Origin of the sequence: Nguyenibacter vanlangensis, assembly GCF_038719015.1 — a bacterium.
GTDB lineage: Bacteria > Pseudomonadota > Alphaproteobacteria > Acetobacterales > Acetobacteraceae > Gluconacetobacter > Gluconacetobacter vanlangensis.
Map to the genome: position 1 here is coordinate 182,077 of NZ_CP152276.1, position 13,284 is coordinate 195,360.

10 protein-coding genes are annotated in these 13,284 nt (G+C 67.3%); 6 read left to right on the forward strand and 4 right to left on the reverse strand.

Going from position 1 to position 13,284, the window contains the following annotated elements; translation table 11 throughout:
• The first annotated feature begins 31 nt into the window (after positions 1-31).
• The 3 genes from AAC691_RS00880 to fusA all read left to right on the forward strand — a co-directional run bounded on the left by AAC691_RS00880 (position 32) and on the right by fusA (position 3,079).
• Positions 32-322, forward strand: a complete 291-nt coding sequence (locus AAC691_RS00880; RefSeq protein ID WP_342628650.1) for a hypothetical protein — start codon at positions 32-34, stop codon at positions 320-322.
• Between the two features lie 162 nt (positions 323-484).
• On the forward strand, positions 485-787 hold the full coding sequence (rpmB, locus tag AAC691_RS00885; protein ID WP_176639616.1) for a 50S ribosomal protein L28: 303 nt from the start codon (positions 485-487) through the stop codon (positions 785-787).
• Between the two features lie 204 nt (positions 788-991).
• Positions 992-3,079: an elongation factor G gene (fusA, locus tag AAC691_RS00890; protein WP_176639617.1), complete on the forward strand. Its 2,088-nt coding sequence runs from the start codon at positions 992-994 to the stop codon at positions 3,077-3,079.
• Positions 3,080-3,162: 83 nt separating this feature from the next.
• Here the strand turns inward: fusA and AAC691_RS00895 are convergent, their stop codons facing one another.
• The 4 genes from AAC691_RS00895 to AAC691_RS00910 all read right to left on the reverse strand — a co-directional run bounded on the left by AAC691_RS00895 (position 3,163) and on the right by AAC691_RS00910 (position 9,539).
• Entirely contained in the window at positions 3,163-3,921 is a 759-nt protein-coding gene (locus AAC691_RS00895) for a glyoxalase superfamily protein (RefSeq protein ID WP_342628651.1), read from the reverse strand.
• A 187-nt stretch (positions 3,922-4,108) separates the two neighbouring features.
• Positions 4,109-5,752 (reverse strand): S10 family serine carboxypeptidase-like protein, encoded by a 1,644-nt coding sequence (locus tag AAC691_RS00900; protein ID WP_342628652.1) that lies wholly within the window; start codon positions 5,750-5,752, stop codon positions 4,109-4,111.
• A gap of 68 nt (positions 5,753-5,820) precedes the next feature.
• Positions 5,821-6,672, reverse strand: coding sequence for an MBL fold metallo-hydrolase (locus AAC691_RS00905; protein ID WP_342628653.1), 852 nt, complete (start codon positions 6,670-6,672; stop codon positions 5,821-5,823).
• A gap of 53 nt (positions 6,673-6,725) precedes the next feature.
• The gene (locus AAC691_RS00910; protein ID WP_342628654.1) at positions 6,726-9,539 is read right to left on the reverse strand and encodes a phosphoenolpyruvate carboxylase; all 2,814 of its coding nucleotides are present in this window, start codon (positions 9,537-9,539) and stop codon (positions 6,726-6,728) included.
• Between the two features lie 235 nt (positions 9,540-9,774).
• On the opposite strand from AAC691_RS00910, the gene AAC691_RS00915 reads away from it, so the two are divergent.
• From AAC691_RS00915 to sufB, 3 genes are all read left to right on the forward strand, one after another.
• Positions 9,775-11,067 (forward strand): DUF445 domain-containing protein, encoded by a 1,293-nt coding sequence (locus AAC691_RS00915; RefSeq protein WP_342628655.1) that lies wholly within the window; start codon positions 9,775-9,777, stop codon positions 11,065-11,067.
• Between the two features lie 177 nt (positions 11,068-11,244).
• Positions 11,245-11,781 (forward strand): SUF system Fe-S cluster assembly regulator, encoded by a 537-nt coding sequence (locus AAC691_RS00920; RefSeq protein WP_342628656.1) that lies wholly within the window; start codon positions 11,245-11,247, stop codon positions 11,779-11,781.
• Positions 11,782-11,793: 12 nt separating this feature from the next.
• Entirely contained in the window at positions 11,794-13,284 is a 1,491-nt protein-coding gene (sufB, locus tag AAC691_RS00925; RefSeq protein ID WP_176640414.1) for a Fe-S cluster assembly protein SufB, read from the forward strand.

Sequence of the window (13,284 nt, forward strand, 5' to 3'; positions counted from 1 at the left end):
GAATAATGGATAAGGACGGGAGCGAGGCGCGATGACGCGGACGGATCAGGAGAGCCCGGCGGATCCGACGCTGGGCCATGACGGATCGGTGCCCGAGGAACTGAGCCATTGCGGCGCGGTGGTCGACAAGGCCATCGAATATATGCTGGGCGAGAAGCTGCCGCCGATCGCGATCGCCTCGGCCCTGCTGGGCGGATCGCTGGGGCTGCTGGCCCGCACGATGGACCAGGGGACCATGCTGGCCATGCTGGAGAATGCGATGCACAGCGTCCGCGCGGGCGAGCTGCATCCGGATCGCGACCGGGCCCGGCCCGCCGGCTGAAAGCCGGTTTTGGCGCGGCCGGACGGGCGGAGGGGGTGAAAATGCCCCGAATCGCTGCTTTCGGCTTGACGGAGGGCGGCTGCTTGGCCATAAGCCGCGCCTAATCTTGACGATCATTGCCGGAGCATCTTGCCTCGGCCTTAGTTATCCGAGGATGATATCATGTCTCGCCGTTGCCAGATTTCGGGCAAAGGCGTGCTGACGGGAAACAATGTCAGCCACGCCAACAACAAGTCCCGCCGCCGCTTCCTGCCGAACCTGCAGGAGACGTCGCTGCTGTCCGACATCCTGGGGAGCGCGGTGCGCCTGCGCCTGAGCACCCATGGTATCCGCACGGTCGAGCATAATGGCGGTCTGGACGCGTTCCTGCTGTCGACCCCGAACCGCAAGCTGCCGGTCGAGGCCCAGGCCCTGAAGCGCCGCATCCTGCGCGCCCAGGAAAAGAAGGCCGAAGCAACGGCTTGAGTTTCGCATGCAAGCCCGGTCCGAATTTTCGTTCGGACCGGGCTTGCATGTTTTGGGCGCCTGACGCATGTCAGGCCCATCTGTCTATTTCGCCGGCTGCATCTTCCGGAACCCCGGTTCGGGGATGGGGGGCAGCTTCCGGCTCTGGCAGGCGCGAGGGGAGAGGTTCCGTTCGCGCCTGATTTGTCTTGTGGAGGTTCCCCCGTGTCCGACAAGTCCGATCTTTCGCTGATTCGCAATATCGGCATCACCGCGCATATCGACGCCGGCAAGACCACGACCACCGAGCGCATCCTGTACTACACCGGTGTTTCCCATAAGATCGGTGAGGTGCACGAGGGCAACACCACCACCGACTACATGGAGCAGGAGCGCGAGCGCGGCATTACGATCACGTCGGCCGCCGTGACCTGCGAGTGGAACGGCCATCGCATCAACATCATCGACACGCCGGGCCATATCGACTTCAACATCGAGGTGAACCGCAGCCTGCGCGTGCTGGACGGCGCTGTGTTCATCATCGAGGGCGTGGCCGGCGTGCAGCCGCAGTCCGAGACCAACTGGCGCCTGGCCGATCGCTACAACGTGCCGCGCATCATCTTCATCAACAAGCTGGACCGCACCGGCGCCGACTTCTACCGCGCGTTCGACACGCTGAAGGAGAAGCTGGACATCGTCGCCATTCCGCTGCAGCTGCCGATCGGCACCGAGGAAAACTTCGTCGGCGTCGTCGACCTGGTGGAGATGAAGGCCATCGTCTGGGAAGGCGGCGAGCTGGGCGCGAAATACCATGACGAGGAAATCCCGGCCGAGCTGAAGGAAAAGGCCGCCGAGGCCCGCCAGGAGCTGCTGGACACGGCGCTGGCCGTCGACGAGGCGGCCATGGAGGAATATTTCGAGAAGGGCGACGTCGAAGTCGCGACCCTGAAGCGCTGCATCAAGAAGGGCACGATTTCGGGCGAGTTCCGCCCCGTGCTGTGCGGCACGGCCTTCAAGAACAAGGGCGTGCAGCCGCTGCTGGACGCGGTGATCGACTACCTGCCGGCGCCGGACGACGTCGAGGGCATCCGCATCGCGCCGCCCGAGGACGAAGAGGTCGACGAGAACAAGCTGCCGATCATCCCGGTCGACCCGGACGGCAAGTTCGCCGGCCTGGCGTTCAAGATCATCAACGACAAGTACGGCACCCTGACCTTCGTGCGCGTCTATCGCGGCGTGCTGCGCTCGGGCGATTCGGTCCTGAACACGACCAAGGGCCACAAGGAGCGTATCGGCCGCATCTTCCAGATGCATGCCGACAAGCGCCAGGAAGTGAAGGAAGTCCACGCCGGCGACATCGCGGCCTTCGTGGGGCTGAAGGACACCCAGACCGGTGACACGCTGGCCGACTCCACCGATCCGGTGGTGCTGGAGCGCATGAGCTTCCCGGTGCCGGTCATCGACATCTCGGTCGAGCCGAAGACCAAGGACGGGGTCGAGAAGATGACCCTGGCGCTGCAGAAGCTGGCGGGCGAGGACCCCTCGCTGCGCCTGAAGACGGACCAGGAAACCGGCCAGACCATCCTGTCGGGCATGGGCGAGCTGCATCTGGACATCATCATCGACCGCCTGCGCCGCGAGTATGGCGTGGACGCGAATATCGGCGCGCCGCAGGTGGCTTATCGCGAGACGATCACCCAGGCGCATACCGAGACCTATACCCACAAGAAGCAGTCGGGCGGTTCGGGCCAGTTCGCCGAAGTGAAGATCGAGTTCGCGCCGCTGGAGCGGAACGAGGAGATCCAGTTCGAGAACAAGGTCGTCGGCGGCACCGTGCCGAAGGAATATATACCGGCGGTGGAAAAGGGCATCCGCATGCAGTCCTCGACGGGCGTGCTGGCGGGCTTCCCGACCGTGGACTTCAAGTTCACGCTGCTGGACGGCAAGTACCATGACGTCGACTCCTCGGCGCTGGCGTTCGAAATCGCCGCCAAGGCCTGCTTCCGCGAGGGCATGAAGAAGGCCGGCCCGGTGATCCTGGAGCCGATCATGGATGTCGAGATCACCACGCCGAACGACCATGTCGGCGACGTGGTGGGCGACCTGAATCGTCGTCGCGGCATGATCCAGAACCAGGAAAGCTCGGGCTCGACCGTCATGGTCCGCGCGCTGGTGCCGCTGAAGGAGATGTTCGGCTACATCTCGCACCTGCGGTCGATCACGAAGGGCCGCGCGTCCTTCACGATGCAGTTCCATCATTATGACCCGGTGCCGCGCAACGTGGCCGAAGAGATCATGGCCAAGTCGGCCTGATCCCGACCCGATCACAGAGCAGGAAGCCGGCCCCTTCGGGGGCCGGCTTTTTTTGTGCCCGGCCGCACCGGGGCGGATCGTGGTCAGGCGATATCGGAGAAATCCAGGTTCTGCGGGCCACCTTCGATCACGCGACGCACGCGCCGCTGGCGCTCATAATGTTGCCGCGTGGCGGTAGGGGGCGTGTTGTCGTCCACGACCTCGAGACGGACAGTCTTTGCCCAGACGGTTCCCATGCCGGTCAGCAGCAGCCCGTAATGCAGGCTGTCGGCGTCCTCGGGGATCTGGAAGACGATCTGGCGCGCTGTCCAGTCGGACGTCCCCGTCAGCGCGCCGTTGGCGGGACGGCTCATCAGATTGTCGAAGAGGATCGTATCCGGCGCTTTATCGTCGACCCGCATCCAGATGGTGGCATGTCCGGGCACGTCCCGGGTCTTCAACAGGGCCGAGAAGCGCAGGCGCTTGCCGATGAAGGGGCGGGCGTCGACCGCCTGCATCAATGTGCCGAAGCCGTTCTGGATTCTGGCCGCGTCCGGATCGTCGGACGAGAAGAGGCAGCTTATGGCGACGATTTTCTCCGTCCGGCTGCTTTGAGCGGCATCCAGGCCGATCGCGTAGTTTCCGGGGGTCGTGCCGGCGATGGACCAGCCTTTCGGCAGCGCTGCGGGGGTTTCCTGCCGTTCGGCGGCGGCGATGCGGGCGGCCAGGATGTTCCAGTTCCGCAGGCCGAACTGTCGCGCGACGATTTCCAGGCTCTCGGCGTGGCCGATCGAAGCACCTCGTTCCGCAAGCAGCGTGCGGAGCGTGGATGCCATGAGTTTCGCGTGTCTGAAGGTACGCATGCCCAACCTTGCCAATCGGGGCGAACCGTCGGGATCAGGGCCTGCGTTGCTGATGGGCTCGCCCGGACAAGGGGAGGGACGAAACCGGAGACGCGTTCACCATGGCCGGCCGGCCGCAGGCGGCTGGTCGCGTCGGACCGGTCACGACCTTACGGCGCGACCGGTCCGCGTCAATGTTTTTTCGCCTTTACGGTGCGGGCGATCCGCTTGCGGGCTGGTTGTCCGTGCGGCGGATGAAGTCGGCGATGTTGTCGTGCAATTGGGTCAGGGACGGGATGTTGGCGTACACCATGTGTCCCGACTGGTATTGGCGGAATTCGATGTTCTTCTGCAGCGCCGCCGGGATGGGCAGGTGGCGCATTTCGTAGATCCCCTCGTAATAGGGGGTCGCCAGGTCGAAATAGCCGGCATTCAGCATGATTTTCAGCGTCGGGTTGGTCTTCATCGCCTGGGCCAGGTCGGGCATCACGTTGGCCGGGCCGTCCGAGGGCGGGCTGTCGGGACCGCCGGCGGCGTGGTGGAAATTCCAGTGCGGGATGTCGATTTCCGCGCGATAGCTCAGCCCGTCGCCGTAATTCAGCACCTTGCGCACGTAATCATTGAACAGCGAGACATAGGCGGAGCTGATCGAGGCGGATTGCGGGTCGTATCCGGCTTCCTTGCTGAGGGGGTCCAGCACGGGGCCCGAGAAGCGGGTGTCGAGCCGGCCGGTGGTCATGCCGTCATCGGCCTGGAGCGTCTTGGAGAACTCGCCGCCGTCGATCCGCAGGTCGGCGCGGCGGATATAGTCGGCCGGCAGGCCGGTATAGGCGTGCAGTCGTTCGACGATGCGGGCGCGGTCGGCGGCGGGCAGGCCGGCGCCCTGCTGCAGCGCCACCAGATAGTCGGTGGAGGCGAAATGCTCGACCTCGGCCAGGAAAGCTTTCAGGTCGGTGGGCTGCTGCGGCAGCTTGTGGTGGTACCAGGCGGTGGCGGCGTAGGTCGGCAGGGCGAGCACGAACGGCTCGTCCATGCCGGGATTCTGCGTCGGTTCGTCCACGCTGTTGTCGTAGCTGAAGATCTGCGACAGCAGGATGACGCCGTTGAAGTCGATATTTTCCTGGTTCTGCAGGTCGTTGACCAGCACGGCGGCGCGCATCGTACCGTAGCTTTCGCCGAACAGGTATTTCGGCGAATTGTAGCGGCCATATTTGGCCAGGAACCGGGTGATGAAGGCGGTGAAGGCCTGTCCGTCCTCGTCGACGCCCCAGAACTGCTTTTCCTTGTCCTTGCCGTTGATGCGGCCGAAGCCGGTGCCCGGCGCGTCGATGAAGACCAGGTCGGTGACGTCGAGCAGGCTTTGCGGATTGTCGATCAGCCGGTACGGGCCGGCGGGGGTGTGGGTGTCGTCATTCGTCACCACCCGGCGGGGGCCGAAGGCGCCCATATGCACCCAGACGGTCGACGAGCCGGGACCGCCATTGAAGACGAAGGTGATGGGGCGGGTCTCGGGCCGGGCGTCCTTGCGGAAATAGGCGACATAGAACATCGACGCCGTGGCGTCGGGATTGCCGTCGATCGCATGGGCGTCGCTGCCCGGGATTTCCTGATGGACCGTGTCTTCGGAATCGTCCCAGCCATGGGGATGGACGACCAGCGTGCCGGCGACCGCCTGATAGGCGATGGATTTTCCGCCGACCGTCACCGAGCCGCTGCTGGTCCGTTCGATCGGCTGGGACAAATGGGGGGCGGGATGGGCCGCATGGTTGGCATCCGTGTGATCGTCCGCGCGGCCGGAGGCGGGGCCCAGGCAGAGCAGCGAGGCGGACAGCAGCATCAGGCGAGTCTTCAACGAACGGATCTCCGGGTGGATGGGATGCACGGCCGGACGGTCGCGGGCGGGCCGCGGATCGCCGGGTGCTATGCCGGGGGCGTGTGATCGGGTGCCCCGGGAGGGGCCGGGGCGATGCGCCAGCCATCATGCCCGTGAACCGCCTGTCCGTCCTGTTGCAATTTCTCCAGGTGGGCCAGAAGGTTCAGTTCCGCCGCGCGGCGCAGGGCGGGCGGGATGGCGCGGTAGACGCGGCGCATCAGTTCGGCCAGCGGCGCGGCCTCGGGACCCAGGGCGGCGCGAATCCGGGCCTCGCGCGCCAGGCGGTGCGCGATCAGGCCGCGCAGGCAGGAATCGGGCCGGGTGATGGCGGGGCCATGGGCCGGGAGCAGCAATGACGGGGCGAGCGCGCGCAGGCGGGCGAGCCCGTCGAGGAACTGGCGTACCGAACCGTCCGGCGCGGGTGGGACCATCGTGGTGGACCAGCCCATGACGTGGTCGCCGGTAAAGACGATGCCGCCCGGTGCCGCGAAACAGAGATGATCGGTGGCGTGGCCGGGCGTGTGCAGCGCGGTCAGCCCGGCCAGGCGCGCGCCGTCATCGAGCGCCATGTCCGGGGTGAAGGACGGGCTGGCGCTGTTGCGGAAGCCGCAGACCGGCGCCCCGGCCGAAGCGGCCAGGGGGCGGGCGCCGGACAGATGGTCGCGATGGGTGTGGGTCAGCAGGACATGGGTGATCGGGCCGCGCGCGGCCGTCCGGATGGCGTGCAGGTGCGCCGGATCGTCCGATCCCGGATCGATGATCGCGGTGCCGCCCGCATGCGCGACCAGCCAGCAATTGGTGCCGTGGCCGGTCATCGGGCCGGGATTGGGGGCGACGATCCGGCTGATGCCGGGCGCCGCCGGAAGGGGGACGCCCACCGGCGGCGGGGCCTCGCGCACCTGCCAGCTTTCCCCGGGGGCGGTTTCGGGCGGCGCCCCGCTTTCGGAGCCGTTCAGCCGAAGGCCCCGACATGGTGCATGACCGCCATCCCGGTCTCGCGCACCAGGTCGAACAGGCGCTGCATCGGCTCGAAGATCTCGGCATGTTCGCGGACATAGGCGCCGGCGTTCCGCGGTCCGTGGGATTCGGAATAATCCAGTTCCATCCCGCTGCCGGTGGCGTAGGGGAAGATATAGTCCAGTTCGCGCAGCGCGGCGGGGACTTCGAGGCATAGCACGCGGGTGGTCAGCGCGTCGCGCGAGAAGGCGTTGCGGGGCGAGAAATAGGGAATCCGGGTCGAGAGCAGCCAGATCTGCTCGATGGTGGCGATGCGGATCGCATGCAGCAGCTTCTCGGCCTCGCCCATCCGGGGGGCCTGCGGCCAGGCGCGGCGCAGGGACAGGTGGTCGGACTGGATGCGGCGGAACATGGCCTGGGTGCTGGCCCAGAAATTCAGCCGCTCCAGCCCGTGCATCAGTGCAAGATAGGCGTCGCGCCGGGACGGGTCGGATTCGGCGGTCGCGCGGTTCAGCCACATGTCGGGATCGAGCATGTAGATGACGGCGCGCAGCACCGTGTCGTCGGAATGGGCGAGCGCGTGGGTGGCGAAATCCACGGCGCGGCGGAAGCGGGGGCTGCGGCTGAGGAATTCCTCGAAGGTTTCGGGATGGCGCGCGGCGGCGCCGCCCAGGCCCTGGATGGTGTTCGCGCACCAGCCCAATTGCTGCAGGATGGCGTTGTTGGGGATGGCGCGGAGCTGGCTGGGGTGGGAGATCCGCGTCGTGGCCGCGCCGCTGTCGCTCTGCCGCGCCGAGGGGCGGGAGCCGGTCTTGTCGATCAGGGACGGGCCGAAGGCGCCGAGCAGCGCGGCATAGCCGGGATCCTCGACCAGGCCGGCCATGCCGGCGCCGATGGTCGAAAAGAAATCGGCCGAGAAATCGGGCTCGTCATACACCGGGTCGCGGTTGAGCTGCGTGGGTGCGAAGATGTGCGACGCGATCACCCCTACGGTGGCGTCGGCCATCGCCTGGGTGCCGAAGAGCAGGTAGCCGTCGCCGCCCTGGAAGGCCGTCTCCTCGCGGATGCGCAGGCCGGCTTCGGCGAAGACCGCGCGGGCATGGAGCGGCGAGAGATAGTCCAGCCGGTCGGTCAGGCGGAACGGGTGCGCGCCGCGTCCGATGCTCTCGCCATGGGTGTCGAACAGGATGACCTCGACCTCGGTCAGGTTCCAGCGCCGCAGCAGGTCGCAGATCTTCAGCCGCAGCCGTTCGATCAGGTAGGTCGCGGCCAACTGCCCGACATAGCGGCCGGAATCGGAATAGCCGAATTGCAGGCTGAGCTTGCCGGTGCGGCGCAGATAATCGCGCCAATGCGGGGAATGCAGGGCTTCCTCGACGATATGGGCGCCGTTTTCCAGGGCTTCCTGGGTTTCGAAGAGCGGCGAGATCTCGATCTGGTTCTCGATGCCGAAGCAGCGCGCCAGCCACAGCGCGGTCAGCAGCGTGTAGCCGCTTTCGGTCTCGGCGATCAGGAAGCGGACCGGGCTTTCGCGGTCGATGTGCCGGACGATCTGGCGCACCGTCATCATCAGCCGGGCGGCGGTGGCCTGTTCCAGCAGCAGCGAGCCGAAATCGATCTCGACCGGCTGGACCTGGTCCAGGGCCTCGTTGATCCGGCTGAGCAGGCCGCGGCGCTGCGAGGGGATCTCGGGGCTGTCGGTGATGCCCAGGCGCTGGCGCGCGACATTGTGGATCTGCGTCGCGTTCAGCCGCACATGGGTGTGGGCGGCCGCCATGCCGTGCGCCATCAGCCCGGCGCGGGCCACGGCCAGGGTCATGCGCTGCTCGGCGGGGGCGGTATCGATGGCCTCCTGGAACGAGGTGGCCAGTTCGCTGGCGGCGGAGATCGCCTCGTCCCGCCGGCCGATCAGCACGGCGGCGAAGGCGGCGACCGATTCGGGGGTGGGCGATTCGCCGACAGGACAGGCGGCGATCTGGGCATCGACCGCGTCGAGGGCGCGTTCGACGCGCTGGTGCAGCCCGTCGGCCATCGGACGCAGCGGGGTGATCTGGGCGGCCAGGCGTTCGAGCTGCAGGCGCTTCATGCGCAGGCGCAGGCGGATCGTGTCCCACCAGCCGATGTCGGTGCGGCCGTCCGTGTCGTAGCCGACCCAACTGGTCAGGATGATCGGACGGGGGCTGAGGACCGACCATTCGTGCGGCCAGCGGGCGCGGGCCTCGTTCAGCAGGGTCTCGTTCAGCCGGTCCAGGGCGTTGCGGCCGCGCAGGATGGCGGCCGAGGCCAGGGAAAATTCCTCGTCCAGCGTGGGGGGCGCCGCGCGGCGATGGGTGGGCAGGCAGGGCATGTCCGCCAGATGCCCGTCATCGGTCGAGGCCATCACGGCCAGGGTTTCGTAGACCGAATTGGCCAGGGCGAAGGTCGGGTGGGCGGTGAAGACGGCGGCGAACCGGCTGCGTTCCACGGTCTTGCGGAAATGGCCGAAATTGGGCGGCGTGCCGTCGGGGCCGCGTTCGCGCGCCACGGTCTGGGCCACGCCGCGCATCCGCGTGGCGATGGCGGAATCGTCCGTGCCCTCGACATAGGCGCGCAGCCGGGCGGCGCGGTCGCGGAAGGCGGCGTCGCGCAGATGGCGGACGGCCTGTTCCAGCATGTCGGTCGTGACGGTCCCGGCCGTGATCTGCCGGCCGATCCGGCGCGCGAGCGCGATGATGGGATTGCCTGACGACGCGTCCTCGTGATCGGTGACCACCTGCCGCGTGAGGTCGAGCAGCATCTCGGCTGCGTCGCGGGGAGAGATCTCGGTCATGGCGGTAGTCCCAGTCATCCTGAATACGTGGCGTGTCCTGCGGTGGCATCCGGGCGGCATCCGGTCGGCGCACGAGGCGCAAGGTTTCATGTTCGCGCGCCCATCGCAATGTCTGCCGCGGCGACTCGTGCCGAATTTGGGGAACACGCAGTGATTTGTCACGGAACGCAACAGGACCGGAACGGGGGCCTGCGGGTGCTTGGGTTCATGCGGCCGGAATGGTATCGACGGGACGATGAACACGATCCCCGACGCGGACAGGGCGGCCCGGCTGACATTGCGACGCTATCGCCGGGCGGCGACCGGCCTGCTGGTCGCCATGGGGGCGCTGACCGCCGCCGGCTATGCGGCGCCGGCGGCCGGCCTGGTGGCGGACGGACCCTGGCTGGAGGTGCTGCGCGCCGGCGCGAAGGCCGGGGTGGTGGGCGGGCTGGCGGACTGGTTCGCCGTGACCGCCCTGTTCCGCCGGCCGCTGGGCCTGCCGATTCCGCATACTGCGATCCTGCCGGCGCAGAAGGCGCGGCTGGGCGAGGCGCTGGGCCGGTTCGTCGCCGGCCATGTCTTTACCGAGGACGACGTCAATGCGGCGATGGACCGGATCGACCTGCCGGAGATCCTGGCGGGGCTGATGGACGACCCGGCCTCGGCCGAGACGGTCAGCCGCAGCCTGGCCGGCGCCGCCCCCGCGGTGCTGGAACGTCTGGGGGACGGGCGCGCGGGATCGGGCCTGGCGCGGATCATGCCGATGCTGCTGGGGGGCGAGGAGGTGGCGCCGGTCGTGGCCCGGACCCTGCGGGCGCTGGTCGAGGGCGACCGGCACCAGGAGGTGCTGTCCTTTCTGCTGGCGCGCATGAAGGACGGGCTGAAGGCCAAGGAAGCGTCGCTGCGCACGATGATCGAGGACCGGGTGCGCGAGCAGGGCGGGCGGATCCTGGGCTGGGCCATCGGCGGGTCGATCGCGACCAAGGTGCTGGTGGCGGTCAACCAGGAGCTGGACCGGATCGACCCGCAGAATTCGGAGCTGCGCGAGGGCTTTACGAGCTGGGTGCGCGCCGAGATCGACCGGATCGAGACCGATCCGGAGCGGCGGCGCGACATTACCGGCGCGATCATGGGGGTAATGACCCATGACAGCATCCGCAACTGGAGCGGCGATGTGTGGCGGCGGATGCGGCTGATGATCGAGGCCGACATGGGACGGCCCGACGGATGGGCCGCGTCGATCGTCCGCGACACGCTGCTGCGCCTGGCCGAGCAGATGCGCACCGACCCGGCGCTGCGCGAGCGGGTGGCGACGGGCGTGCGGCGAATGATCTTGCGCGGGCTGCCCTTCGTGCGGGAACGGCTGTCGCGCTTCATCGCCGCGGTGGTGGCGGGATGGGATGCCGACATGCTGGCCGAGCGGCTGGAGCTGCGTGTGGGCAAGGACCTGCAATTCGTGCGGCTGAACGGCACGCTGGTGGGATTTCTGGCAGGCGCCGGCCTGGCGCTGGTGCTGCGGCTGGCATTCGGGCCGGGAGCGGGCTAAAGCACGCGGGTTGGACGGGAAGCGGCCCCCGATTATGCCGTTATGCGGCCCGTCAGGTGACTGGGCTGTGCCGATTGCACTTGACGCTGGCCTTGCACGGAAGCATCTGGAAACGGAAATCAGTACTGATTTGGTCCGCTATGGGCGGACGGGACCGTGGCCGGCGAAGGAGGGCGGATGCTGAAATTGTCGAAGCTGACCGATTACGCCGTCGTCGCCCTGGTGCGCCTGGCGCAGGCGGACGAGGTGATGACGTCGCCCGCGCTGGCGCAGGCTACGGGAATCCCGGAACCGACGGTGGCCAAGGTGCTGAAGATCCTGGCGGCCGACGACCTGGTCGTGTCGTTGCGCGGCGCGCGCGGGGGGTACCGGCTGGCGCGGAAGCTGGACGATATTTCCGTCGCGCGGGTGATCGCCGCCGTGGACGGTCCGATTTCGCTGACGGCCTGCGTCGATGGCGGGGGGTGCGATACGCGCGGGCTGTGCGGGCTGTGCGGCCAATGGGACGCGGTCAATGACGCGATCCGCGGCGCGCTGTCGGCCATCAGCCTGTCGGACATGCGCCGTTGCGGGCAGCGACATGGCGCGGGATCGCCCGACTGGGGCTCTGAGCGAGGCTCTGACAGGGAGCCTGGTCAGGGCCCCGATCAGGGCAGGGGGGCCGCGCCGGCGGTCCGGGACATATCCGCGGCCGGCCGGGCCGAAGCGGTCTGAGGGAGCAGGAAGATGCCAGCGATTGCCGAAACCCGCGATGCGGTCGAGAGTCTGAGCCAGTCCACGTACAAATGGGGGTTCGAGACCGAGATCGAGATGGATCTGGCCCCCAAGGGGTTGAACGAGGATACGATCCGCCTGATCTCGCACCGCAAGCAGGAGCCGGAGTGGCTGCTGGACTGGCGGCTTAAGGCGTTCCGGGCCTGGCAGGCGATGGCGGAGCCGGCCTGGGCGAAGCCGCGCCATCCGCCGATCGATTTCCAGGACGCGCATTATTATGCCGCGCCGAAGAAGAAGGCCGGGCCGAAATCGCTGGACGAGGTCGATCCCGAATTGCTGCGCACCTATGAGAAGCTGGGCATTCCGCTGCACGAGCAGGCGATGCTGGCGGGGGTGGAGGTGCCCGAGGGCGAGCAGGCCCGTGCCCCGGTGGCGGTGGACGCGGTATTCGACAGCGTATCGGTCGTGACCACCTTCCGCGAGACGCTGGCCGAGGCGGGGGTGATCTTCTGCCCGATTTCCGAGGCGGTGCGCGCGCATCCGGACCTGGTGCGCCGCTATCTGGGCAGCGTGGTGCCGGTGTCGGACAATTTCTATGCGGCGCTGAATTCGGCGGTCTTTACCGACGGCTCGTTCGTCTACATTCCCAAGGGCGTGCGCTGCCCGATGGAGCTGTCGACCTATTTCCGCATCAATGCGCGCAATACCGGCCAGTTCGAGCGGACGCTGATCATCGCCGAGGAGGGGGCGTCGGTATCCTATCTGGAAGGCTGCACGGCGCCGATGCGCGACGAGAACCAGCTTCATGCGGCGGTGGTCGAGCTGGTGGCGATGGATGACGCCGCGATCAAATATTCGACCGTGCAGAACTGGTACCCGGGCGACGCGGAAGGCCGCGGCGGGATCTATAATTTCGTGACCAAGCGCGGCGCCTGCCGCGGGGCGCGGTCGAAGATCTCCTGGACGCAGGTCGAGACCGGGTCGGCCATCACGTGGAAATATCCGTCCTGCATCCTGCAGGGCGACGGATCGGTGGGCGAGTTCTATTCGGTCGCGGTGACCAACAACCACCAGCAGGCCGATACCGGGACCAAGATGATCCATATCGGGCGCAACACGCGCTCGACGATCATCGCCAAGACCATCAGCGCCGGGGAGTCCGACAGCACCTATCGCGGGCTGGTGCGGATGATGCCCAAGGCGTCGGGAGCGCGGAACTTCACACAGTGCGACAGCCTGCTGATCGGCGACCGCTGCGGGGCGCACACCGTGCCCTATATCGAGAGCCGCAACATGTCGGCCAAGGTGGAGCACGAGGCCACGACGTCGAAGATCTCGGAGGATCAGCTCTTCTATTGCCGTCAGCGCGGCCTGTCGGAAGAGGACGCGGTGGGGCTGATCGTCAACGGGTTCTGCAAGGACGTGCTGAAGGAACTGCCGATGGAATTCGCGGTCGAGGCCCAGAAATTGCTGCAGATCAGCCTGGAAGGCAGCGTCGGCTGA